19 protein-coding genes are annotated in these 23596 nt (G+C 59.0%); 4 read left to right on the forward strand and 15 right to left on the reverse strand.

Going from position 1 to position 23596, the window contains the following annotated elements:
- Window positions 1–8 precede the first annotated feature (8 nt).
- Together FAES_RS07040 and FAES_RS07045 are read left to right on the forward strand one after the other, a co-directional pair.
- Entirely contained in the window at window positions 9–1109 is a 1101-nt protein-coding gene (locus FAES_RS07040; protein ID WP_015330511.1) for a hypothetical protein, read from the forward strand.
- A complete protein-coding gene (locus FAES_RS07045; RefSeq protein ID WP_015330512.1) occupies window positions 1106–3931 on the forward strand; it encodes a CHAT domain-containing protein in 2826 nt (941 codons plus the stop codon). Before FAES_RS07040 ends, FAES_RS07045 begins: the two co-directional genes overlap by 4 nt.
- Here the strand turns inward: FAES_RS07045 and FAES_RS07050 are convergent.
- Window positions 3877–4509, reverse strand: coding sequence for an anti-sigma factor (locus tag FAES_RS07050; RefSeq protein ID WP_041257630.1), 633 nt, complete (start codon window positions 4507–4509; stop codon window positions 3877–3879). The genes FAES_RS07045 and FAES_RS07050 overlap by 55 nt on opposite strands.
- Window positions 4506–5117: an RNA polymerase sigma factor gene (locus FAES_RS07055; protein WP_015330513.1), complete on the reverse strand. Its 612-nt coding sequence runs from the start codon at window positions 5115–5117 to the stop codon at window positions 4506–4508. The genes FAES_RS07050 and FAES_RS07055 overlap by 4 nt, the downstream gene beginning before the upstream one ends.
- Before the next feature lie 330 nt (window positions 5118–5447).
- On the opposite strand from FAES_RS07055, the gene FAES_RS07060 reads away from it, so the two are divergent.
- Entirely contained in the window at window positions 5448–5909 is a 462-nt protein-coding gene (locus FAES_RS07060) for a VOC family protein (protein WP_015330514.1), read from the forward strand.
- Window positions 5910–5986: 77 nt separating this feature from the next.
- Here FAES_RS07060 and FAES_RS07065 read toward each other — a convergent pair whose 3' ends face one another.
- From FAES_RS07065 to FAES_RS07110, 10 genes are all read right to left on the reverse strand, one after another.
- Window positions 5987–7123 (reverse strand): acetamidase/formamidase family protein, encoded by a 1137-nt coding sequence (locus FAES_RS07065; protein ID WP_015330515.1) that lies wholly within the window; start codon window positions 7121–7123, stop codon window positions 5987–5989.
- A 204-nt stretch (window positions 7124–7327) separates the two neighbouring features.
- Window positions 7328–9043, reverse strand: coding sequence for a GMC oxidoreductase (locus FAES_RS07070; RefSeq protein WP_015330516.1), 1716 nt, complete (start codon window positions 9041–9043; stop codon window positions 7328–7330).
- Between the two features lie 18 nt (window positions 9044–9061).
- Window positions 9062–9604 (reverse strand): gluconate 2-dehydrogenase subunit 3 family protein, encoded by a 543-nt coding sequence (locus FAES_RS07075; RefSeq protein ID WP_015330517.1) that lies wholly within the window; start codon window positions 9602–9604, stop codon window positions 9062–9064.
- A 254-nt stretch (window positions 9605–9858) separates the two neighbouring features.
- A complete protein-coding gene (locus FAES_RS07080) occupies window positions 9859–10719 on the reverse strand; it encodes a sugar phosphate isomerase/epimerase family protein (protein ID WP_015330518.1) in 861 nt (286 codons plus the stop codon).
- A gap of 86 nt (window positions 10720–10805) precedes the next feature.
- Window positions 10806–12524, reverse strand: coding sequence for a GMC oxidoreductase (locus FAES_RS07085; RefSeq protein WP_015330519.1), 1719 nt, complete (start codon window positions 12522–12524; stop codon window positions 10806–10808).
- 6 nt (window positions 12525–12530) lie between these two features.
- Window positions 12531–13061 (reverse strand): gluconate 2-dehydrogenase subunit 3 family protein, encoded by a 531-nt coding sequence (locus FAES_RS07090; protein WP_015330520.1) that lies wholly within the window; start codon window positions 13059–13061, stop codon window positions 12531–12533.
- A 118-nt stretch (window positions 13062–13179) separates the two neighbouring features.
- Window positions 13180–14904: an ATP-binding protein gene (locus FAES_RS07095; protein ID WP_015330521.1), complete on the reverse strand. Its 1725-nt coding sequence runs from the start codon at window positions 14902–14904 to the stop codon at window positions 13180–13182.
- Window positions 14905–15135: 231 nt separating this feature from the next.
- Window positions 15136–16494 carry a cryptochrome/photolyase family protein gene (locus tag FAES_RS07100; protein ID WP_015330522.1) on the reverse strand — a complete coding sequence of 453 codons (1359 nt, stop codon included), beginning with the start codon at window positions 16492–16494 and terminating at the stop codon, window positions 15136–15138.
- A 99-nt stretch (window positions 16495–16593) separates the two neighbouring features.
- Entirely contained in the window at window positions 16594–17514 is a 921-nt protein-coding gene (locus FAES_RS07105; RefSeq protein ID WP_041257631.1) for a serine hydrolase, read from the reverse strand.
- A 106-nt stretch (window positions 17515–17620) separates the two neighbouring features.
- On the reverse strand, window positions 17621–18583 hold the full coding sequence (locus FAES_RS07110) for an NAD-dependent epimerase/dehydratase family protein (RefSeq protein WP_015330524.1): 963 nt from the start codon (window positions 18581–18583) through the stop codon (window positions 17621–17623).
- Between the two features lie 83 nt (window positions 18584–18666).
- Here FAES_RS07110 and FAES_RS07115 point away from each other — a divergent pair, with 83 nt between their 5' ends.
- Window positions 18667–18957 (forward strand): hypothetical protein, encoded by a 291-nt coding sequence (locus FAES_RS07115; protein ID WP_015330525.1) that lies wholly within the window; start codon window positions 18667–18669, stop codon window positions 18955–18957.
- Here FAES_RS07115 and FAES_RS07120 read toward each other — a convergent pair.
- From FAES_RS07120 to FAES_RS07130, 3 genes are all read right to left on the reverse strand, one after another.
- Window positions 18954–20033 (reverse strand): NADH:flavin oxidoreductase/NADH oxidase, encoded by a 1080-nt coding sequence (locus tag FAES_RS07120; RefSeq protein ID WP_083891470.1) that lies wholly within the window; start codon window positions 20031–20033, stop codon window positions 18954–18956. The two genes, FAES_RS07115 and FAES_RS07120, sit on opposite strands and share 4 nt — an antisense overlap.
- Window positions 20034–20198: 165 nt before the next feature.
- Entirely contained in the window at window positions 20199–21770 is a 1572-nt protein-coding gene (locus FAES_RS07125; protein WP_015330527.1) for a glycoside hydrolase family 32 protein, read from the reverse strand.
- A gap of 68 nt (window positions 21771–21838) precedes the next feature.
- Window positions 21839–23557, reverse strand: coding sequence for a RagB/SusD family nutrient uptake outer membrane protein (locus tag FAES_RS07130; protein ID WP_015330528.1), 1719 nt, complete (start codon window positions 23555–23557; stop codon window positions 21839–21841).
- Window positions 23558–23596: the final 39 nt, after the last annotated feature.

The raw sequence follows: 23596 nt of genomic DNA on the forward strand, positions 1-23596 counted from the left end.
TTACGATCATGAAACTAGTTGTAGTACTGACCATTGCCCTCTGGGCGGTAGGTAGTTGGGTAGCCGTGGGCCAAACGCGCCCTGGTGCCTTGGAAAAAGGCTTTGCGCTGGTGCAGAGCCGCGCCGACATGGATAGCCTGCACCCGCTAAAAGGCCGAAGTATCCGGGCCATTCCATTTGGCGTGGGCCAACCGCTTCATCCGATCAGGAAATACGGCGCCGTCCGCCCGGTCGGGGCCAATGCGATCTACATACAGAGTTCTACTACCCTTCGGCTGTACGTTTTCCCCAATGGGTTGCCCAATGCGGTTGATCTGGCAACGTTCGACCCTAAACCGGTTGTGCCGATGCGGACGGTGGCTACTGTCAGCGAAGGGCGTGATTTGTTGCTCGATATCGACTTCGAGCAGCGCGTGATGACGACCATGAAACCCAACCGGTCAGCCAATCGGATGGTCAATTATTATTCGGCCACCATCGGCGGGGCCGCAGCTATCTGGAGCGAATGGCCCATCGACTACCACGTCGGCACGAAATTCCATTACCAACCCTGCCAGGCGCCTTACGACATCAATGCCATCAAAAACGGCGCTGTTTCGGGACCAAGTCAGGGGAGTAGCGAGCAACGTACTGTCTTACTGAACCGTACCGCCTACGCCTACCCGCTCTTCGACTCGCTGGGTACCAGCCTGACCAACAGCTACCTCCGCCAGACGCGGCCGGCCTATGCCGCCAGCGGTTTCCACCTCACCAGCAGCCAGTCGCCCCTGATCATCGATACCGACGGTCGGCTCGATCTGGAAAATAGCGATCGTGATCCGGTGGATGGCGAAGTATGCAACGACGTAGGCTATCAGTACCGGGGCGTTTATTATCAACTGCATTTCCGGTATGCGCGGCGGAACCTCAACGCCTCGGGCCTGATCGATTGCAGTCCTGGGCTAAGCTGCGCGGCGGGGTATCGGCAGCGCCTCGCCATACCCAGCCGGACCGATCAACTGAACCTGCGCCAAAACACTAATGTCACCTGGCCGCAGGTGGGGCAATTGCTGATTATCCTCGTTCCCGACGATGGCGACGTAGCGGGGCATCCGCGTTTCAGCGAATGAAGCCAGGCGCGGTATGTCGATTGGTTGGTCTGTTCATGGGACTGCTGAGTCAGTTAGGAATGGCTCAGTCGTCGTATGTTTGGCAGGGTAATCAACTAAAAACAAGGGCCGATTCGCTGTATGTAGCGGGCAACAAACCTTTGGCCGAACAGCACTACCGACAACTGGTTCGCTATTACGAGCAGCACCAGGACGCGGCTCGAACGGCAAAGGCCCTGACCGATCTGGCCGTGTTGCAACTGGCAAAGCGGGAGTATCCCTACGGTATCCGGCTGCTGCGAAGGTCGTTGGCCCGGTTGGCTGGCCCGGCGTCGCCCGACTCGACCCGCTTTCGGGCGTACAGCTATCTGGGTCTGTTTTTCAAGCGGATGGGCCGCTTCGATTCGTGTCAGATCTACTATGACCGGGCAACGGAGTTGCTGGACCATACCCATACCCGGCAAAATTCCGGTACGCTCATTAGCTACTACACCAATCAGGGCGTGTGGGAAATCGACCGGGGCGACTACCGACAGGCCGAGCTGTTTTTGCAAAAAGCCCACGCCCTGCTGGCGGCTGAACCGGGCTTCAACCGGCGAATTATTGACCAGAACCGGGCCTTCGTCTACCTGCAAACTGGGCGTTATGCGCAGGCGTTAGCGTCGTTTGACGAGGCGCTGCGCACGGCCACGTCCGCCGATTACCTGGTTATCGCCAACAAAGCGCTCTGCCTGCTCAAGCTGAATCGTCTCTCCGAGGCGCGGGCCACCATGCAGCAGTCGATGACCGCCTACCGCGCCGTCTGTGCACACACAAAAGGCTACACCGACTCGTATTTTCTGGCGATTCATTACCGCGATTTGGGGGCTTATTACCACAAAAAACGATTATTTACGACCGCCATCCGGCAGTTTCGGCAGAGCCTGGCCGTGGCCGACCCGACCAACCGGGCGGGGCGTTCGGAAGCCTGGCGGTTTATGGGTCAGACGTTGCAAGAGCAGGGGAAGGTAGACCAGGCAGTCAATTGTTTTCAGCAAGCGATTCATTGGGCGCACCCCTCGTTTCGGAATCCTGATCCGTATACTAACCCGGCGAAGACGCAGACCTGGCTCGCGCGGGAGTTGTTTCGGGCACTGACGGCCAAAGCCGGGGCGTTGGCGCAACTGGGTTTGCTGCGGGCCGACCACCGGGCGCTCGACGCCAGTTTCGACACGTACCTGCGCGCTATCGACCTGGCCGAGCAGATGCGCCGTAGCTACCAAACGGACTGGGGCCGGTTGTTTTTTACCGAAACGGCGTTCGATACGTACCTGAAGGCCCTGGAAGTGACTCAGCAACTCTACAGGCAAACCGGCCAACCCCGCTACCGGGAGGCCCTGTTTACAATCGCCGAACAAAGCCGGGCCGCTACCCTGACCAGCCTGGTGCGGGAGGCCGGCCTGAAACTACGCACTCTGCCCACTCAGGAACGAACCGCCGAGCGGGCGCTGCTCGATCAGCTGTCGGGGCTGCAAAGTAGCCTTGGGTACGAAACCGACAGCCTGAAACGGCGGCAAACGGAGCAGTTGCTCAATGAGACCGAGTTGGCCCACAGCCGCCTGCTCACTCGCTTTGAACATGACTACCCAGCCTATTACCAGCTCAAATACGCCCCGACGGCAGTCTCTACGGCCACTGTGCAACGTTGGCTGCCCGATACCAACACGCTCTTGTTGTCGTACACGTTGTTGTCCAACCAACTGCTGATGCAGGCGATTGATAAGGGGCGGGTTTCGATCCATACCGTACCGGTTGATGGTCGGTTCTTCGCGCTGGTTCGGCAGTTTCGGGGGGCGCTGGGTACGTCGCCGGGCGGGCGGCAGTATGCGGGACATAAGGCCGCAATGGCCTTGTATACGTACCTGATAGCGCCCCTTCGCGATGAGTTGCGCGGGAAGCAGCGATTGCTGATTCTGCGGGACGGCGTGCTGAACCTGCTGCCGTTTGAGGTATTGGCACCCAAAACCGGAACGTACCTGCTTCAGACGCATACGATTAGCTACGGCTACTCCGCCCACTGGCTTTTGCTGATGGCGAACCACCACCCAACCACTACCGACCGGCTGGCGATGGCGCCGTTTAATGAGCCGGTTGGCGAGGCGGGAACGTACCGCGCTGCAACGTTGGCTGTGCTGCCCCACTCGGGCAGTGAGGTGGCGGGTGTTCGGGGCGACGTGCTGCTGGGGGCGGCGGCCACCCGAACGGCCTTTCTGGAAAACTATGCAAGCAAACGCCTGATCCACCTGGCCACCCATGCCATCACCGATGACCGGGAGCCTCTACGGTCGCGCGTCGCTTTTTTCCCGGACCAGCCTGCTCACCTGCTCTCAACCGAAGCCATCTACAACCTGAACCTCCAACAGACCAGCCTGGTGGTGCTTAGCGCCTGCGAGACAGGCGCGGGGAAGCTGCAACAGGGGGAAGGGGTACTGTCGCTGGCGCGGGCGTTCAACTACGCTGGTGCGCGGGCGGTGCTGACAACCCTCTGGAATGCGCACGACGAGGCCTCGGCCTTTTTATTGACGCGCTTTCAGCAGCATCTGGATAAGGGTGCTGCCACCGACGAAGCCCTCTGGCAAGCCAAACTCGATTTCCTGAAAAGTGATCTGGCCCCGCGCTACGATCACCCCTACTTCTGGGCCAATTTCGTGCTGATCGGCCCGGCAGAAGTGATCGAAACACCGCCGCGCCGCTGGCTGTGGGGGCTGCTGGGTACGTTGGGTGTAGGAGGGCTAGGCTGGGGCGTCCGTCAGTACCACACGCGCAACCGCACGCGCAGCCGGTCGGCAATGGGGATCGGATAAGCAAACGCGGGGTCGGCGTCGATTGCGTTTAGTCGCTGCCGGGCCAGGGGTTTGTTGGTATGGGCCAGAGCGACCACTTCATACCAGCGGGCTGCATCCCGGTAATAAGCCGTCAGGCTGGTATCCAACTGGGTTTGTCGGAGCCGGGGTAACGCTGCGTCGTAGGCCCCCTGTTGCAATTGAGCCAGCCCCGTTTCAAACTGACTCAGTGGCGACGGTGCTGTGGCTGTTTTGGAAGTGCCCCGTTCGATCTCGCTGATGGTCAGGTAGCTTACGTCTGAAAGGCGTAGGTACGCGACGACCAACAGGCAGGCTGCCGCAACCGAAGTGGCCCAGCGGCCCCACCCAAGGCGCCGCACCGGCTCGGTGCCGAACGCCGCTATACTGGCCTCATGCTGCTGGCGAGCCTGCGCCAGCAGTCGGCTCCGTGCCGCCACCGAACGTACCTGCTGTAGGTTGGCCAACTCGGCGCGCAAGGCGCCATCGGTGGCCAGTCGCTGCTCAAGTGCCAGCCGTTCCGCCGCCGAGAGCTGGTTGTTGAGGTAGTTGGCCAGTGTATCCAGTTCCGCTTCGCTCATCGCAGTAGGCTGGTTAGTTTTTTCAGGCAATCACTTTTCGTATTGCGGATCACCTGCTCATTTTTTAGTTTTCCTTCGCGCACCATCACTTCCGTAATCGCTCCGTTGTCGAGGCCGTCTACCAGCCAGAGTGTCAGAATCTGTCGACAGTGCTTACCCGCCCGATCGAAGAGCAGCAGGTAGCGCGTCCATTGCTGCTGGTTGTGCAGCCACTGCTCCACATCCGGCAGCTCACTGGGCTCCATCGCCTGCCAAAAGGCTTCTTCGCGCCGGTCCCGGTTCTCTTCCTGACTCACGGCCTTATACCACAGGTTGCGGCAAATACTCACCAGATACGCCCGTAGAGGCGTTTGCGAACTGGGTACGTAGTGACCATCGAGCACGTTATGCAATACCGCCGTTATGGCCTCCCAGATAATATCTTCTGGCTCCTTGACGAAATACAGCCCGTTTTGTTTACTGCGTAGAAAGCGCGTCAGGAACGCCTGATTCTGTTCGTAGAGGGCTTCAATGGCTTTGTTTTGTGCCCGTTCTGTGCCCCGAAGCCCTGCTACGATGTCTGCATCGGTGAGCGGCTGCCTGCCGCCCAATAGCGTCTTTAGAGTCATATACAGCTGAGACAGGCTTTTGTAAGCAACAGGTTTCGGATGTAGCACCGCCAGACGGGCGACTACCTACAAAACAGCTGTTAAAGGTAAGTGGCGCACCGTATTTCTGCTCAAAAGCTTGCACTGGCTTTTTTGCCCGACCTGATTAGCCTGTTCGTAAGTAATAAATCAGATGAAGTCTGTCCACCACTGTTCGTTGTGGAAGAGTCGCTGGGGTTGGGTCCACGTTTCTCAGGTTGTCGCAAAGCCCCCTTCAGGCTGGCGTATTTCCCCTCCCCCGTGGACGGTAGACAGGCGTATCTTTGAGCGGTAACCAAACCAGTAAACAACATGAGCAAGATCACCACGTTTCTGACCTACAACAACCAGGCGGAAGAGGCGGTAAGGCACTACACAGCCATTTTTCCGAACTCGGAAATCAAGCACATCAGCTATTACAACGAAGGGGGGCATTTGCCAGAAGGCACGGCCATGTCGGTGGTGTTCATCCTGAATGGGCAGACGTATTATGCACTCAACGCGGGATCGGGTTTTGGGTTTTCCGAGGGAATGTCGCTGCTCGTGACCTGCGAGACGCAGACCGAAATTGACGCCTATTGGCAAAAGCTGACGGAAGGCGGCCAACCCGGGCCCTGTGGCTGGCTCAAAGACAAGTTTGGGGTTTCGTGGCAGGTAGTCCCCGAAGGACTCGACAAGTTATTGCAGCACAGCGATCCCGCGAAAGCAAAGCGGGTGATGGCCGCTATGATGAAGATGTCGAAACTTGATGTCGCCGCCCTGGAAGCCGCGTAAGTGGTTATAAACCTATAAGGTCTTAGACGGGGTCGCCTAGACGGGGTCGCCCAGACCTTATAGGTTTTGGCCTAGTGCTACGTCCAGTAAGGGAACTTGCGTTTGGTGAAGATGGCCTTCGGGATCATGGCGTGTACACCCAGCGTCTGATCCACCACCTGGCTCACTTCAAAGTCGACGCCTGTGCTGGCGATCGACAGGGCTTCGTTGAACGTAAAGCCCAACTCGTCTTTCATGAACGTAACGGCTTCGGTCAGCGCGTTTTTCATGGCTTTGTTCAGGTCTTTGTCGAGCCCCACAGCAATGAAATGCGTGGGTGTTTCGGCGCGGGGCATGGTCAGCTTCTTGCCTTTGTGCACGATAAATTTGGCCGTAAGGGTCAGCGCCGTTTCGATGGCCACCCCACTCACTTCGCCGTTGCCCTGCGCGCCGTGTCCGTCGCCGGTGGTGAACATCCCACCCGGTACCGACACCGGCAGGTATAGCGTAGTACCTTTGGTCAGGTGCTTGATGTCGAGGTTGCCGCCGAAAAAGGCGGGTGGAATGGAACTGACGCGGCCCGTTTCAGGGGGCGGCGACAGCGCCATCACGCCCATAAACGGCTTGAGTGGAATCTCGACACCCTCTTTCAATATGGCCACTTTTCGTTTGGCATCGTAACGGTACACAAACGTTTCGCGGCTGGTGACCGCCTCGGGGATGCCCCCGCCACCGGGCCACACGCTGTTAACGCCGAAACCGGCCGGAAACGTTAGGTCGAGCATCCGAATCTCGAGCGTGTCGCCGGGCTGGGCACCGTCGATGGCAATGGGGCCGGTGAGCATGTGGCCGCGAATCCCCGATGGTTCGGGTTTCACGGTCTTCATGATGGCGATCACCTCCTGCGCGTGGGCGTCGATGGGCAGGTTGTTTTTCGTGTAAAACTCCTCGGGATTGGTGCGGCTCACCCCCGACGGATTGACGGTTTGAATCTCGACCACGTCGCCGTCCTTGACCGTGTACACCGCAGGTACGTTAGCGCCAAAGTAGCCCCACACCATGTTTTCGGGTAGGGAGCGAACCACATGGTCGGGCTTAATACGGGCCGGTTCGGGGCGGGTGGCTGGTTCGTCGGGCAGCAGGGCCGAGGCGGCTGCGGGGAAGCTGGCAACCGATAAAGCTGCCAGCCCACTCTGGGCGGTCCGGCGTAAAAAATGGCGTCGAGATGGTATCATCAGGTTGTCTGGTTATCGCGTAAGGAGCGGTATGTAAGGTAAAAAATAGCCATCGCAAACGCACGTCATTCAACCCGCATCAGCCCATAGATAACCCGATTTGCCCACAAAAAAACACCGCTGCCAGCGGGCGACTGGTTTAGAGTCACGGGCTGGCAGCGGTGCTGGGTACTCCGCCCTTGCTGGGCAGGCTATTCGGCATTCTTACAGGTTCCCTTTCTTCATTTCCTTCACGGCATAATCGGCCGAGCGGGCCGTAAACGCCATGTAGGTGAGCGAGGGGTTCTGCGTGCTGGTCGAGGTCATGCTGGCGCCGTCGGTAACAAACACATTTTTCACCGCATGGAGCTGATTCCACTTGTTGAGCAGCGAGGTCTTAGGGTCTTTACCCATGCGCACGCCGCCCATCTCGTGGATGTCGAGGCCGGGGTTCCGCTTGTCGTCGCGGGTGCGGATGTTGGTGAAGCCGGCCGCCGTAAACATCTCGGTCATCTGCTCCAGGTAATCCTTCACCATTTTCTCGTCGTTGTCGTCATACGCCACCGCGATTTTGAGTTGCGGAATGCCATACGGGTCTTTCAGCGACTTGTCGAGGGCGACGTAATTGCTCTCTTTCGGGATGGTTTCGCCCATCATGTGTGAGCCTACGTACCAGCCGCCCAACGTTTCGGTCAGCAGGTTGGCTTTGAGGTCGGCACCGATGCCCTCCTGGCTATTGCGCGAGATACGACCTGCCGAGAAACCCGCCGCATAGCCGCGCAGGAAGTCGGTCTCCTGCTTGTGCAGGTTGCGGAAACGCGGAATGTACGGGCTGTTGGGCCGCCGACCGTCGGTGGTGCTGTCCAGGAAGCCATCGTACTGCCCCGAAATACCCGCCCGGTAATTGTGGAAGGCGACGTATTTGCCCATCAGGCCGTTGTCGTTACCCAACCCGTTGGGGAAGCGGCTCGACGTGGAGTTGAGCAGGATCAGGTTGGTGTTCAGCGCGGCGGCATTCACGAAAATAATGCGGGCGTAATACTCCGTCATCTGCTTCGTGTTGGCGTCGACGACGCGCACACCCGTCGCTTTTTTCTTTCCTTCGTCGTAGATGATTGAGTGCACCACCGAGTTGGGGCGTAGCGTCATTTTGCCGCTTTTCGCCGCCCAGGGAATGGTGGTGGCGTTGCTGCTGAAATAGCCGCCGAAGGGACAACCCCGCTCGCAGATGGTGCGGTGCTGGCACTGCGCCCGGCCCTGCTGCGCGTGAATCGGCTTCGGCTGGGTCAGGTGCGCGGCGCGGCCCATGATCACGGGGCGGCTGTTCTGGTACTTTTTGGCCATCTGCTGGCTGAAATAGTTCTCCACGCAGTTCCACTCGTGGGCGGGCAGAAACTCGCCGTCGGGCAGTTGGGGCAAGCCGTCTTTGTTGCCGCTGATGCCGGCAAACTTCTCCACGTAGCTGTACCAGGGCGCAATGTCGGCGTAGCGGATAGGCCAATCCACGGCGAAGCCATCGCGGGCGGGGCCGTCAAAATCGAAGTCGCTCCAGCGCTGGGTTTGCCGCGCCCACATCAGCGATTTACCGCCGACCTGATAGCCGCGAATCCAGTCGAAGGGTTTCTCCTGCACATACGGGTGCTCGGCATCTTTCACGAAAAACTGTTCGGTGCCTTCGTAAAAGGCGTAGCATTTGCTGATGATCGGGTTGGCCTCCCGCACATCCTGTTTGAGCTGGTTGCGGTGCTCAAACTCCCAGGGTTGCATGTTGGTGGTGGGGTAGTCGGTCACGTGCCGCACGTCGCGGCCCCGTTCCAGCACCAGTGTCCGCAGGCCTTTGCCCGTTAATTCTTTGGCGGCCCAGCCGCCGCTGATCCCCGACCCAATCACGATGGCGTCGTAGGTGTTGGCGGCCTGAGCGTCGATATTCAGATAAGACATAGCTTGGCGTAAGGCGCGTTATTTCGTTTGAGAAATGGGTTTAGCGGGCACAGGCACGCAGCCGTGGTAGCGACCCGGTATCATTTCGTAATGCGTCAGGTTGGTCATCACGTATTCCGAGGTCATGTAGCCGCGGATGGTCAGCCCTTTCACCAACTGGTAAAAGGCTTTCTGGTCGGCGTCGGTCGACTGTTCCATCCGTTTCAGCACATCGATGCGCTGCGCCGTGTCGGCCTCCGTAAAAGGCCGGTTGTAGGTTTGCCGGGCTAGTGCGTCGGCGGCGTTCAGCCCGTTCGACAGCGTGGTCTGGGCTTTGGGTTCGTAGCAATCGGCCACCATCTTCTGCACAAACGTCGCGACACCCAGCGATTTGGCACCCGGCGTATCGGTTTCGGGAATGAAGGTGTCGACAACGCCCGTAAGCAGCGCGGTTTGGTCGGCCGTGAACGCGTTGGGCAACGTACCCAGCGACTGACGGCTCCAGCCATTGGCCCATTCGGGTACAACCAGCATGGCCCCCAACGACGCCGACAGCGTTTGTAATGCTTGTCTCCGTTTCATGAATTGATTATCGACACGAACTGTCAGTTAAGTAACAACGTGGTAGCAAGACAAATTCGTACCAGCGAAGTTACGTGGCAGTTTAGTTGTAATTAGTAGGGTTAATCCTAGATTTGGTCAGTTGCCTTCGGCGTCATTAGGCTTCGCGTCATTAGTGGTCAGTTGCCTTCGGCGTCATCCGTTGTTTTTACGATGAATGACAACGAATGACCATGAATGACGCGAAGCCTAATGACGCCGAAGGCAACTGACCATCAATTCCGCAAACTCTTCAGATAGGCGATGCTGGCGGGCATTTGCTCGAACTCCTTGTTGCTTTCGTCTTCAATGAAGAAGTGCTTGATGCCGATGCGGTTGGCTTCTTTCAAAATGCCTACAAAATCAGCCTGACCCGCGCCCACCACGACGTCGTTTTCGGGTGGGGTGCCGCCCGTGAGGTCGCCTTTGATGCCCTTTTTGAGGTCTTTCACGTGCATCAGTTTCCAGCGGTTGCCATACTTTTTCAGCAGGGCTACCGGGTCGGCCCCGCCGTGGAGGGTCCAGAGCACGTCCATCTCGAATGACACGTACCTGGGATCGGTGTTCTGGATGATGTAGTCCATCAGGGTGCCGTCGCCGTGCTTCTGGAACTCATACCCGTGATCGTGGTAGCAGAATGTCAGCCCGTTGTCGCGCATCACCTTGCCAATCGCGTTGAAATCGGCCACGGCTTTCTTGGCGTTGTCGAGGGTGAAGTTGCCTTTCTGATGTGGAATCCAGGCGCACATCACGTAGCTGGCACCCAGCGCTTTGGCGTTGTTGGCGGCTTCCTGCGGGTTGGCCACCAACTGCTCATAGCCGCCGCCCGTCGATGGAATGCTGATGCCGCGTTCGTTACAGGCTTTTTTGAACTCGGCCGCCGTTATGCCTTTGGGCGCGCCGCCTTCCAGTTCGGTAAAGCCCAGTGCCTTGATAGTGTCGAGCGTGGCGATAATGCCCTTAGGGAAGGCGTTACGGAAGGTGTAAGCCTGCACGCCGAAGGCCGCTTTGTAAAGCGGTGCGCCTTTTTTCTGCCCGAACGACAGAGTCGCGCAGAGCGTCAGGCAAAGGAAGAGGGTCGTTTTTTTCGTACGCATAAAGAATCGTATAGGTCTGGTTAATTGGTAGTCGTTTTTGTTTTTTTACCTGTCATCCCTCCGTTGTCGGGATGACAGAAAACGTGTTACAGGTTTCGCTTTTTCAACTCCTTCACGGCATGATCTACGGCGCGGGCGGTGAGGGCCATGTAGGTAAGCGACGGGTTCTGCGTGCCGGTCGAGGTCATGCTGGCGCCATCGGTGACGAAGACATTTTTACAGGCGTGGAGTTGATTCCACTCGTTGAGCAACGAGGTTTTGGGGTCTTTGCCCATGCGCACGCCGCCCATCTCGTGGATGTCGGAGCCGGGGTTTGATTTGGTGTCGGTAGCGCGCACATTCTTGAACCCCGCCAGCGTAAACATCTCCGTAATCTGCTCGTTGAAATCCTGCACCATCCGCGCGTCGTTGTCGGTCCATTTCGCCGACAAAATGATCTGCGGAATGCCATATTTATCGGTCTGATCGGTCGAGAGCCGAACGTGATTTTCTTCGATCGGCACGCATTCGCCCATCATCCAGGCGCTGATGTTCCAGTTACCGTAGTGCGGGTTGAGGAGTTGCGCCTTCAGGTCATCGCCCAGCCCATCGCGGTTCGAGGTAAGGCCCCGCCCGCCGCCAATGCCAATGGCGTACCCCCGCAGAAACTGGGATGCCGGCCCCGTCGTCTCCTGCTTGTACACATTGCGGAACCGGGGCATGTAGCCGTTGCTGGGGTTTTTGCCGTCGGTGCGTTTATCCTGAAGACCGTCGAATTCGGCGTTGGCTTTGCCCCGGTAGTTGTGCCACGACAGGTATTTGCCCATCAGGCCGTTGTCGTTGCCCAGCCCGTTGGGAAAACGGCCCGATTGGGAGTTGAGCAGGATGGCGTTGGAGTTGATGGCCGACGCGTTGACGAAGATGATGTTGGCGAAATACTCGATCGGTTCGAGCGAATTGGCATCGATGATACGTACCCCAACGGCCTTCTTTTTGACCTCATCGTAGATCACCGACTGCACTACCGAGTGCGGCCGCAGGGTAAGCTTGCCCGTTCGGGCGGCCCAGGGCAGGGTTGAGGCGTTGCTGCTGAAATAGCCGCCGTAGGGGCAACCTCGCACGCACAACGCCCGGTGCTGGCATTTGGCGCGACCCTGTTCGCCATGGATGGCCTGCGGGTCGGTGATGTGCGCGGCGCGGCCCTGAATGAAGTGCCGGTCCTTGTAGTTTTTGTCGATCGACGCTTTGAGGTGTTGCTCCACGCAGCTCAGCTCGAAGGGAGGCAGAAATTCGCCGTCGGGCAGCACGTCGAGGCCGTCTTTGTTGCCACTGATGCCAGCGAATTTCTCGACGTGGCTATACCAGGGGGCCAGGTCTTTGTAGCGGATGGGCCAATCGATAGCGAAACCGTCGCGGGCGGGGCCGTCGAAATCGAAGTCGCTCCAGCGTTGGGTTTGCCGCGCCCACAGCAGCGATTTGCCGCCCACGTGGTAGCCCCGCGTCCAGGTGAAGGGTTGCTCTTCGATGATGGGTTGCTCGTCGGGTTTGATGGCCCAGTGGAGTGTTTCTTCGCGCATAAACGAGCGGCTGCTGTAGCGGTTGCGCACCTCGAGCGGCACCTGCCCCCGGTGCGGAAGCTCCCAGGGGTTGAGCATGGCCGTGGGGTAGTCGGCGATGTGCTTGACGTCGCGTCCCCGCTCCAGGACGAGCGTTTTCAGGCCTTTCTCGCACAGCTCTTTGGCCGCCCAGCCGCCGCTAATGCCCGACCCGATCACGATGGCGTCGTAAGTATTGCGCTTCTTACTGTCGATGTTGAACGTAGCCATTGCGATTTATACGGTTACGCAGCCATGATAGTGGCCGGGTGCCATTACGTAGTTGAGGTGATTGACCATCACGTATTCCGAGGTGGTGTACCCCTGAATGGTCAGGCTTTTGAGCAGACCGAAAAATTCCTTCTGCGTCGCGTCGGTGGTTTGTCCAAAGGCGGTTAGCAGGGCGAGCTTCTCGGCGGGCTGAAGCGCCACAAACGGTTTGCCATAGGTCGTCTGAGCGCTGCCGTCGATCGCCGCCAGGCCCTTTTTGAAATCAGCCTGGGCGGCTGGTTCGTAGCAGTCGGCAAGCATCGTTTCGATGAACGCCGGTACGCCCACCCCTGTCGCGCCCACCACCTGACCGTCGGGAATGATGGTCGAGACGATGTCTGTCAACAACGTGGTCTGGTCGGCGGTGAGCAGGCCGGGTCCTGCGGGACCGGACAACGTACCCAGCGAGGTTCGATTCCAGGCCGTGGCCCAATCGGGCCAGACCAGTACGGCACTCAGCGACGCCGACAGCGTTTGCAGGGCCTGTCTCCGTTTCATCAGTAAGTCGGTTAAGAGCGTACGCTCAGATCGTGTACCCCGTTGTGGGTACGTACCTGAAAAGAAGATTACGCCTTCCGATTACCTATGCCCGGTGGTATCGACGTACCGGCCGCGCTTATTCGGGAAAGTAGATGTAAAACGTAGCGCCCTGGCCGGGCTGGCTGAAGGCCGTAATCCCTCCCCCGTGATTGGTGACGACCTTCTGGCAAATGGCAAGGCCGATGCCCGTACCCGTAAATTCGGTTCTGTTGTGCAGCCGTTGGAACACCTGAAAGATGCGATCGGTATGCCGTTGGTCAAACCCGATGCCATTGTCGCTTACACTGATCCGGTGGTAGGTAGGGGTTTGTCGCACCGGCTTCACCGTCGTGGGCAGGTCGCTGGCCGGGATCCGCTGGGCGGTCAGCTGGATCTGGGGCGGGATGTAGTGCCCCAATGCGTCCTTGCGGCGAAATTTCAGCGCGTTGCTCAGCAGGTTCTGAAACAGCTGGCCCAACTGCGAGGCGTCGCCCTGTATGGTTGGCAGGGGAGCCAGCGTGATGAGCGCCTGGGTTTCGTCGATGACCAGCTCCAGATCCAGCAGCGTGGTCTGCACGACCTGGTTGAGCGAAACAGGGCTGGCCGCTTCCTGCCGGGTCGAGATGCGGGCATAGGCCAGCAAGTCTTTGATCAGCGCCGACATACGCCCGGCCGACTGCTGCATGCGGTCGATGTATTCGATGCCGTCGCCCAGTGAGTTGCCGTACCGTTCCCTGAGCATGTCGCTGAACGACTGAATTTTGCGCAGCGGCTCCTGCAGATCGTGGGAGGCGATGTAGGCAAATTGTTGCAGGCTCTGGTTCGACCGTTCGAGGTCTTGAATCGAGGCCTGTAGCTCCCGGGTTCGTTCGGCGACTTCCTGCTCCAGGTGTTCCGACAACGTTCGGTACCGTTGTTCGCTGACTTCCAGCGCCTGGCGGGCCACGACCTGCTCGGTGACATCCACCGACACATCGAGAATGGCATAGACCGCGCCCGCTTCGTTGAAGAGAGGCGTAAACGTGATGTTGTAATACCGGTCGATCACGCCGCCGTCCCGGGTAATCTGCAACCGCGATTCGAAGGCCTGAAACAACTGCCCCGACGTGTAGACCTCGTCAAGAATCTGCAGAAATGGCTGATGCGCCAGTTCGGGCATTACCTCGCCCAGGGGTTTGCCGGCAATATCGGGGCCCCGACCGATGACGTCGATGAAGGTTTGGTTGGGTAATTCAATGATCAGATCGCGACCGATGAACAGGCCAATGGCCACCGGAGCGGTCGATACGATTGCCTGTAATTTGGCCTGGCTAACCTGAAGGGCCAGGTCGGCCTGGCGACGTTCGGTGATGTTGGTGTGCACCCCAACCCACTCCCGAATGCTGCCGTCGTCGTTCAGCACGGGTACCGCCCGAATGGAAAACAGCGCCCAGTGGCCAGCTTTGACCCGTACCCGATGCTCAAAAATGAAAGGTTTGCGCTCCTGAACGGCTACCTGCCAGGCCTCGATGGTGGGTTGTGCATCGTCGGGATGAACGGCTTTGGCCCAGCCGTACCCCTGGTATTCGTCGTAGGATTGCCCCGTCAGCGACGCCCAGCCGCGTTGCTCGCCGGTCATCTCACCGGCGGCATTGTTGGTCCATAAGATGCCCTGAACAGCCTCAATGGCCGCTCTGAACCGATCATCGTGCTCCCGAATGACCAGATCAGCGGCCGGTTGGTCGGGAAGGTCAACCGCCGGGGTGTCGCTCACTGCCGATAACGGCTGGTCGGTGGTAGCAGGGTCTGAATGGATCGCCGGTGCCGTAGCCTTATCGAGCATAGAAACGAATGAAATAGCCAGCGATCTGGAGGGGGTTCAGACAGCTGGCGGTGATCGTAGTCAAGTTACTAAACTGGACTGCACGGATAACTAAGTCTGTACAAAGTTAGTTTTTGCCCCGCAGCAACCAGCTATGGCATCTGCTAAAGGTATCCGGAGGTTGTTTTCGAGACAGGCTTTAGGCTACGCTGAACGTGGGTACGTAGCGTAGCCCGTCAACTGTGGTAGGGGCTATCGGAGTTTGACCGGTTCTCCGTTCTTTTCGGCATTGAGTGCGGTTTTGTAGGTCGTGATCGCCCGTTGGCGGGCAAATGCATGGTCCACGATGGGCGCTGGGTACGTTACCGAAGCACCGGCCGGGTTGTTGTACTCGGGCACCCACCGCCGGATGTATTCGCCCTTGGGATCGAATTTGCGGGCCTGTTCGGTGGGGTTGAACACCCGGAAATAGGGGGCCGCGTCGGTACCCGAGCCAGCGGCCCATTGCCAGCCCCCGTTGTTGGCCGACAGGTCGTAATCGCGCAGTTTCTCGGCAAAATACGCCTCGCCGATGCGCCAGTCGATCAGCAGATGCTTCACGCAGAAACTCGCCGTCACCATCCTGACGCGATTGTGCATCCAGCCAATTTCGTTCAGTTGGCGCATCCCCGCATCGACCAGCGGATAGCCTGTCTGGCCCGCTTTCCAGCGCTCGATGTCCTCCGGACGATTGAGCCAGGGCACCTGGTCATATTCCCGGCGGAAGGATTCGTGCTCGACGTGGGGGAAATGGTCGAGCACCTGGAAATAGAAATCACGCCAGCAGAGTTCTTTCAGGTACGTCAGGTTATTGGCCTGCGCCTGCCGGGCCAGCTCGCGGATGCTGATGGTGCCAAAGCGCAGGTGAATGCTCAGTTCGCTGGTGCCGCGCTGAGCGGGAAAATCGCGGGTTTTGTCGTAGGTGGTCAGCAGTTTGTCGGATACCGTCGATTTGGGGAATTTTTCGTTCAGCGGTTCAAAGCCCATCTGCTCGAGTGTGACCATCGGCGTGGGCGCCGTTTTGAGGAACCGGTCGGCGTATTTTTCGGTCGGGTACGATTTGAGGTAAAACGGATCGTCGAGTTTGCTCAGCCAGTTGCGGCTGTAGGGGCCAAACACGGTATAGGGCTTGCCGGAGCCGGTGAGCACCTCGTCACGATCGAAGAGGGTCTGATCTTTGTAGCTGTGAAACCCCGCGTTTACGCTTTTCAGGTACGTTGCTACTTCGGCGTCGCGGCCTTTGGCGTAGGTTTCGTAGTCGTAATTGGTAAACACGTTGGCGAGGGTGTACTCGCTGGCCAGTTCCTTGAACACGTCCAGCGGTCGCCCATACCGCACCAGCAGCGTTGACCCCTGTTTGTGCAGGGCCTGCTGCATGGCCAGTACTTCTTCGTAAATGAATTCCACCCGGCGGTCGCGCTTGTCGTTAAGGTGGTCGAGGATGTCTTTGTCGAAAATGAAGAGTGGCAGTACGGGGCGTCCGGCTTTCAGGGCGTAGTAGAGGGCCGCGTTGTCGTGCAGACGCAGATCGCGCCGATGCCACATGATGGCAATGGGAGTTTCAGGTTTCATGGTTCACGTTTCCGGTGCGCGTTGCCTGGGCACAAAAGGTGTGTTAGCCGCGCACTTGACACGCTAACCCTGAAACCTGAAACGCACCCTAAGGGTTTATCACCATTTTTCGTAGCCAGCAACGGGTTTGAAGTCCGATTTGGGTTCAAAGTGCTGCCAGAGGAGCGCGCCCACGGTGCGTAGCAGGGTGCTGCCCTCATTGGTGCGCCCCCAGCTTTCGTCCTGCTGATTTTTGGTCATCAGGCAGTAGACGTAATCGCCGTGGGGCGCGTGTACCAGCACCACCTCCGACCGCGACCGGTTGACGGCCCCGTTTTTGGAGGCCACCTTTACGTTGGCGGGCAGTTGTGAAAGACCGTCGTGGTCCCAATATTGCCGACAGAGGTTGCGGTACATGCGGTCGGAGGCGTCGGGGCTGACGGCGCGGCCATCGCGGATGTAGGTCAGCAGGCTGGCCAGTTCGCGGGGGGTGGTTTGGCCCCAGCCGTAGCGCGCCTGAAACTCCTTGCGGCCCGGCGTCCGCGAGTTCATGCGGGTGTTCGGGAATCCATTGGCGTCGAGCCAGGCGTTGATGGCCGTGCCGCCACCCGCCAGTGCCTGACACCACAGGCTGCCCGTATTGTCGGAAACGGTTTCCATCAGCATCACCACCTGGCTCAGCGGGATTTTGGCCCCATCGCGCAGCGAGCCCACGATGCCATCGTCGTAGTGCAGGGAGTCGCGGTACACCAGTTCCTGTTCGTAGCTGACAGTGCCTTTCTGAATCTGGTCGAACAGCCCGATCATGATGGGAATCTTGATGGTACTGGCCGTGGGAAAGGTGCTGTCGGCGTTGATCGCGACGGTTTTGCCCGTTTTTAGGTGGCGCACATACACGCCTACGTCGCCCCGGAAGCCACGAAGCGCATCGGCCAGTTGTTGCGTGAGACGGGCATCGGGTTTATCGGGTACCGTCTGGGCAACGGCTGGGTACGTTAGGAGAAGCAAGATCAGGCAAAGAAAACGGGCAAGTATACGCATGGTTGATGGGTTGACTATGAAACCGATTGATTCGCGTTGTTTACAGGCGGTGTAACGCGGCATCTTTTCGTAATCGGCTATTCCGATAAGGCCGTTAAGGCCGTGATTAGGCGTTTGCCAGCGCCGCTACGACTCGCCGGACGGCGTCGGCGTTGGTGGTGGGTACGTAGTTGAAGGTCTTGTTATACTTGGCCGAATCGAAGAAATAGGGGCGGTCGTACTGGTAGCGCATCTCATACATTTCGCGTAGGATTGGCACAAACAGGCCCAGCGCCCGCAGGCCCCAGCCGGGTAGCGTTTGCACGCTATGCCACAGTTTGGTGGGCACCCCGCCCGAGCCGGGCAGGCTGTCGATCGCTTCGGCAAACAGACTGACCCATTGCGCCCCGGTGATCGGCTGCGGGTCGGTGGGTAGGTTCCAGATTTGGTTAAAGGCGGAAGGCGTATTGCCCAGCCGGGCCGTGCCGATAGCCAGATCAGGCGTGTAGCCGGTGCTGTGCAGCTGGTTGGCATCGCAAAACCACTGCGCCTGTTTGCCCTTGATCAGGTTGTCGTAGATCAGGTTCATAGTGATGCTCGTGGCTTTGATCGGGCCGAAGAAATCGGGCGACCGGGCAATGATAGCATCTACCCTGCCTTTCTCGACCGCCTCGAGGATGAGCCGATCGACCTCAGCGCGGGTCTCGCCTTTTTTGCTGGTCGGGCTGATGGGCGACGACTCTGTGAGGTGCCGCACGTTGTCGCCCCCTATGGCGTAGACATTATCGAAAAAGACGAGCTTACTCTGGTGGCGGCTACAGGCTTCCAGCACGTTGCGGATAAGGAGAGGCCACTGTTGCTGCCATATCTTGGTGTTGTAGGGCAGGCCCGCGACCAGGTACACGACCGTGCTGCCTTCCACGGCCTGCATGACCTGCGCCGGGTCCAGCAGGTCGGCGGGGCGCAGGCTGTCAGACGCGTTGACCGCTACGGGCTTACGGCTCACCAGCCGGATATCCTTCGTGTAGGCGGGCAGGGCTTTGGCGAGTTCAACGCCGATGGCGCCGCCCGCCCCCAGGATCGTTTGCATGGGGTTGTCGTGTTTGGGTATGTGGTTCTCCGCTACCTTTAATCAAACAAAACGGCAACGTACGCATAAATCCAAACCGAACGATGAACCTCAACGAGTTTACTGCCTCGCTCGCTCAACCCACGCCACCCGTAGGTCTGAACCCCATCCTGACGGCCCTTTGGCACGATGCAAATGGCGACTGGGAGGCCGCCCACGAAGTCGCTCAGTCGCGCGAGGGGACCCCGGCCTACGACCGGCTCCACGCCTACCTGCACCGCAAGGAAGGTGATGCCTTCAACGCCGGGTATTGGTACCGCCGGGCCAGAACGAGTGTCTACACTGGTCCGCTGGCCGACGAGTGGCGGGAGCTGGTCGAAGCCAATCAGGACTAGCGCGCGGGTCTCGGTTTGGCCCGTTCGTACTGCACGGGCCACGGTTGCTCGTCGCCCAGGATGTGCGCGGCATGCAGCGGAAAATACGGATCACGGAGCGACTCCCGCGCCAGCAGGATCAGGTCAGCCTGCCCGTTGGTCAGGATGGCTTCGGCCTGGTCGGCGTCGGTGATGAGGCCCACGGCACCCGTTGGTACCCCCGTTTCGCGTTTGATGCGCTCGGCAAACGGCACCTGATAGCCTGGCCCCGTCGGGATGGTGGCTTTGGGTACGTTGCCGCCCGTTGAGCAGTCGATCAGGTCAACGCCCTGCTCGTTCAACAAGGCTACCAGCGCCACAGAATCATCGGCGGTCCAGCCGCCTTCGGTCCAGTCGGTCGCCGAAATGCGCACGAAAAGCGGGTACTCATCGGGCCAGATAGCGCGCACATCATCGACCACTTCTTGCAGTAACCGGATGCGATTGGCAAACGAGCCGCCGTAGTCGTCGGTCCGGTGGTTGCTCTGGGGCGAAAGGAACTGGTGAAGCAGATAACCGTGGGCGGCGTGAAGTTCGGCCACCACAAACCCCGCCTGCAAGGCCCGTATCGCCGCCGCCCGGAAATCGGCCCGCACCTGCTGAATGCCGTCGAGCGTAAGGGCCGTGGGCGCTGGTTCGTTGTCGGTAAAGGGGATGGCGCTGGGGGCTACCGTTTGCCAGCCGGTGGGCTGGTCGGGGGCGATGGCCTGACCGCCGTCCCAAGGGCGTTGATGGCTGGCTTTTCGCCCGGCATGAGCCAGTTGAATGCCCGGCACAGCCCCGTTGGCCGTTAGAAAATCGGTGATGCGTTGTAGCCCTGGCACGTGATCGTCGGACCAGATACCGAGGTCATTGGGTGTGATGCGGCCCTCGGGCGATACGGCGGTGGCTTCGGTGATAATCAGGCCCGCGCCGCCCACGGCCCGGCTTCCCAGGTGTACCAGGTGCCAGTCGGTGGCGAATCCGTCGACACTCGAATACTGGCACATGGGTGAGACAACGAGGCGGTTTTTGAGCGTAACCCCGCGTAACGTCAGGGGTGAAAGTAAAACAGACATAGTGGTTGGCATACGTACTAGGGGCATAACCGACGGTTGGCCCGTTGAGTTGCCCGTTGCGCTCAAACAGGGGCTACCAAGGCAACGTACCCCGTCCAGACTGTCCCAACCCTGAGTGATCCGGTTGAAACAGCGTAGACGGGGTACGTTGTCAGGCTGGCAGGCTTACTGCTGGGTCGGTTTGCTAGACCAGCGGGTAATCTGCCTGATCTCGGCGCTGCCCCCTTCGGCAAATAGGTCGATGCCGCCGGTTGTCTCCGTCGGGAAAATGTAATCCGTAATGACGCGCTCCCCGTCGTTGGCATACACTTCCACAATCGATTTGTCCACGAAAATACGTAGCGTAATCAGGCCGTTTTTCGGGGTTAACGGGGCTTCTTCGACGCTGGCAAACCGCTTGTTGAACGTTACATTCCCCGACTGCCGCCGGTCGAGCTGAAGCTTGCCATCGGCATAATAGATGGCGGTGGCTTCGTTGGCGCTCCGGGCCAGTTTCAACCCAACCTTTTTGGCAGTACCGGGGGCAATCGTTACCTCCAGTTCATAGGCGTTGTCGGTAGCCGATTCAAAAGGGATGATTTGGTTGGTGAGGCGAATAGCCTGTCTGGTGCGTTTGTCGCCACGTAGTTTAGCGGTGGCAGCAATGGGCTGTTGCAGCAGTTGCAGGCCCGCCGGGGTCCGTTTCAGCGCGATCTGCCGGGGCAACGACATGGCGCCTTTAAACGGGGTCGTGGGCAAATCACCCGCATAGGCCCAGTTATTGAGCCAGCCAATCATCACCGGTCCCGGCTGACTGGCGGGCAGGTTGTTGTACTGGATGGCCGCGTAATAGTCTTTTCCCCAATCGACCACGTTGCCCGTCGCGGGCGCAATAGGTTTGGGGTTGGCCGGGTCGAGGATGAAGCGGGTGCCGTCGAACGTACCCACGAAGTATTGCATGCCGATAAAGTCTTTCTGGGGGTGCCCCGCCGAGATGAACAGCACCCATTCCTGATCGCCCGTAACGCGCCCGGTTTCGTCCTGAACGGGCACCGGCATCAGGGCCGGGCATTCCCATATTTTGGACGTATCGCCCACGGCACCGAAGTCGCTCAGCAGCTCCCAGTTTTTCAGGTCCTTGGAGGCATAAAACAGCGCCCGGTGCTCAAGCGGTTTGACGGTCGTCATGATCCATTTCTGCTGGGGCGCATACCAGAACACGTTCGGGTCGCGGAATTCTTTGAGCCCCAGATCGACGACGGGGTTTTTGGCATATTGGGTCCAGGTACGTCCCTTATCGGCGCTGTAGGCCAGGTTCTGGTACTGAGCCAGGTGCTCATCGCCTTTGGTCACGTGGCCGGTGTAGAGGGCCACCATACAGTCTTTAGTGCCGGTGGGGCAGAGGCCGTTCCGATTTCCGGCATCAATAACCGAACTGCCTGAGAAAATGGCCGTTTTGGTTTGGCCATCAGTGTGCGTGAACTCGGGGATGGCGACGGGCAGGTGCTGCCAGTGCAACAGATCGGGGCTGACGGCGTGGCCCCAGCTCATGTGCCCCCACTGGTTGGCAAAGGGGTTATGCTGATAAAACAGGTGGTATTCGCCCTCGTAATAGACTAGGCCGTTGGGGTCGTTGATCCAGTTCTGGGGCGGCGTGAAGTGGTACAGCGGCCGGTAGTCGGGCTTGGGTTGCGCCTGCGCCGTAGCTGTGTTGGACAGCGTGGCCAGTACCGCCAGGGCGATCAGTTGGTTTCTCATACGATTGTTGGGCGTAGCGACGGCGGATGACGATAATTGATTGGGTGCGTCATCCGCCGTCGGGTCGGTTAAAAGCCTGGATTCTGCTTGTACAGCCCTTTGCTGAAGTTGATCTGGTTAAACGGAATAGGCAGGTACTCGTCGCGGTTTTTGGTGAACTTGGCTTCTTTCAGGTATTCGCGCTTCGTTTTCTCGACCGTGAAGTAGCTGTTCAGGTAATCGGCCGCGATACCCCAGCGCACCAGATCAAAGAACCGGTTGCCTTCCATCGCTAATTCGAGGCGACGCTCCCACCGCAACGCCTGCCGGGCGAACGACTGGTTCCAGGTGCAGTTGGTGCCCGGCTTGTACACGTCGATCCGGTAGGTCGAAGTAGGCTTACCCGTCGCATCGATCAGCAGGCTCGTACTCTTACTAGCCCGCGCCCGAATCTGGTTGATCAGCGGCAGGGCTTCGTCCTGCCGACCCAGCTCGATCAGGGCTTCGGCGCGCCACAGCAGCACGTCGGCGTAGCGGATCAGCACCGAATTTTTGGAGCTGCTCATAAACGGCGGCAGCTTGCGGAAGGCCGGGCTATCAGGCGACACCACTTCTTTCAGCGACGCCGTGGCACCGTAGATTTCCGGCGCCCGCGCCCATTCCGATTTGAAGATCAGGTTTGGCTTGTACTTGTACGGATGCCCCGGAATGGTGGCCGTGTGGTCGACGCGCGGATCGACGGGATTGGCCCGGAAATCGTCGGGCGTTTTGATATCGGCGTTGTTAAACGTATCGAAAAGCGGCAGGCCGTTGGCATTGGTTTTAAACGCGTTGAGCAGGTTCTGGCTGGGTAGGTGGAAGCCGCAGCAGCCAAACTCGGGGTTCATGGGGTAATTGAGCATGCTGCTGTAATCGAGCCGGCCTTTGGGGGTGCCGTCGTCGAGTGAGCGCTGAATGGCAAAGATCGATTCGAGGCCGTTGTCATACTCGGGCAGGAAGTTCTTGCCAAAATCGTCGTACAGGCCGTATTTGCCCGACGTGATGATGTCGTTGGTCAGCGTCAGCACTTCCTGAAGCTTGGCGGCGTCGGTGCCCGTCACGTTGTAGCTGGCATCCTGCTTATAGGCCTGATAAAGCAGCGTTTTGGCCAGATACGCTTTGGCCGACAACTGGTTGGCGCGGCCCACTTCCGACTGCGTGAGGGGCAGATCCTGCACCCCCGCCCGGAAATCGGCGGCAATCTTATCCCAGAGTTCGTCGCTCGTCAGGGCTACGTTCGAGATGGTCGCGTATTGATCGTCGGCTACCGTTTCGTCGATGTACGGCACCCGGTTCCAGAGCGTTTTCAGCGCGAAATAGGAATGCCCGCGCAGGAAGCGCATCTCGGCCATGCGCACCTTCTTGCTCGGAAACTCGGTCTCGCTGATGGCGCTCAAGCGGCGCAGCGCATCGTTGGCCCGCGAAATCGACACGTAGTACCGGAACCAGAGCTTGTCGGCAGGTCCCAGATCGGGCCGGATGTAGGCGAAGGTTTCAAAGAAATGGTACTCGAAAATATCGGCCGTGCCACCCCCACCTTTGTAGGCGTCGCCCGAGCGAAGGTTGCCGTAGGGCCAGAGCGTGAAGGGCGCCGTAAAATGGTCGTTGCCGATGGCCGAATAGGCCGCTACCACCAGCTTGTCGAGGTTGTCGGGTGTGTTCAGGTCATCGCCGCTGATGACAGCTTTCGGGGTTACGTCGAGCGTATCCTGGCAGGAGAAACTCGTGGCCAGCAGCGCCGAGAGAACTAACGTTTTGATCGTTTTCATAAAGAGTAAGTTCGTTGCCGCTGCCGCAAGTGGCGGGCA

It is taken from the genome of Fibrella aestuarina BUZ 2 (assembly GCF_000331105.1).
Lineage (GTDB): Bacteria > Bacteroidota > Bacteroidia > Cytophagales > Spirosomataceae > Fibrella > Fibrella aestuarina.

Bases quoted from the DNA above. Each gene is read 5' to 3' on its own strand.
- FAES_RS07120 (WP_083891470.1), bottom strand. From the start codon at position 20,033: ATGTCTGTTTTACTTTCACCCCTGACGTTACGCGGGGTTACGCTCAAA.
- FAES_RS07130 (WP_015330528.1), bottom strand. From the start codon at position 23,557: ATGAAAACGATCAAAACGTTAGTTCTCTCGGCGCTGCTGGCCACGAGT.
- FAES_RS07075 (WP_015330517.1), bottom strand. From the start codon at position 9,604: ATGAAACGGAGACAAGCATTACAAACGCTGTCGGCGTCGTTGGGGGCC.
- FAES_RS07110 (WP_015330524.1), bottom strand. From the start codon at position 18,583: ATGCAAACGATCCTGGGGGCGGGCGGCGCCATCGGCGTTGAACTCGCC.
- FAES_RS07095 (WP_015330521.1), bottom strand. From the start codon at position 14,904: ATGCTCGATAAGGCTACGGCACCGGCGATCCATTCAGACCCTGCTACC.
- FAES_RS07115 (WP_015330525.1), top strand. From the start codon at position 18,667: ATGAACCTCAACGAGTTTACTGCCTCGCTCGCTCAACCCACGCCACCC.
- FAES_RS07045 (WP_015330512.1), top strand. From the start codon at position 1,106: ATGAAGCCAGGCGCGGTATGTCGATTGGTTGGTCTGTTCATGGGACTG.
- FAES_RS07065 (WP_015330515.1), bottom strand. From the start codon at position 7,123: ATGATACCATCTCGACGCCATTTTTTACGCCGGACCGCCCAGAGTGGG.
- FAES_RS07070 (WP_015330516.1), bottom strand. From the start codon at position 9,043: ATGTCTTATCTGAATATCGACGCTCAGGCCGCCAACACCTACGACGCC.
- FAES_RS07125 (WP_015330527.1), bottom strand. From the start codon at position 21,770: ATGAGAAACCAACTGATCGCCCTGGCGGTACTGGCCACGCTGTCCAAC.
- FAES_RS07060 (WP_015330514.1), top strand. From the start codon at position 5,448: ATGAGCAAGATCACCACGTTTCTGACCTACAACAACCAGGCGGAAGAG.
- FAES_RS07050 (WP_041257630.1), bottom strand. From the start codon at position 4,509: ATGAGCGAAGCGGAACTGGATACACTGGCCAACTACCTCAACAACCAG.
- FAES_RS07100 (WP_015330522.1), bottom strand. From the start codon at position 16,494: ATGAAACCTGAAACTCCCATTGCCATCATGTGGCATCGGCGCGATCTG.
- FAES_RS07090 (WP_015330520.1), bottom strand. From the start codon at position 13,061: ATGAAACGGAGACAGGCCCTGCAAACGCTGTCGGCGTCGCTGAGTGCC.
- FAES_RS07055 (WP_015330513.1), bottom strand. From the start codon at position 5,117: ATGACTCTAAAGACGCTATTGGGCGGCAGGCAGCCGCTCACCGATGCA.
- FAES_RS07085 (WP_015330519.1), bottom strand. From the start codon at position 12,524: ATGGCTACGTTCAACATCGACAGTAAGAAGCGCAATACTTACGACGCC.
- FAES_RS07105 (WP_041257631.1), bottom strand. From the start codon at position 17,514: ATGCGTATACTTGCCCGTTTTCTTTGCCTGATCTTGCTTCTCCTAACG.
- FAES_RS07040 (WP_015330511.1), top strand. From the start codon at position 9: ATGAAACTAGTTGTAGTACTGACCATTGCCCTCTGGGCGGTAGGTAGT.
- FAES_RS07080 (WP_015330518.1), bottom strand. From the start codon at position 10,719: ATGCGTACGAAAAAAACGACCCTCTTCCTTTGCCTGACGCTCTGCGCG.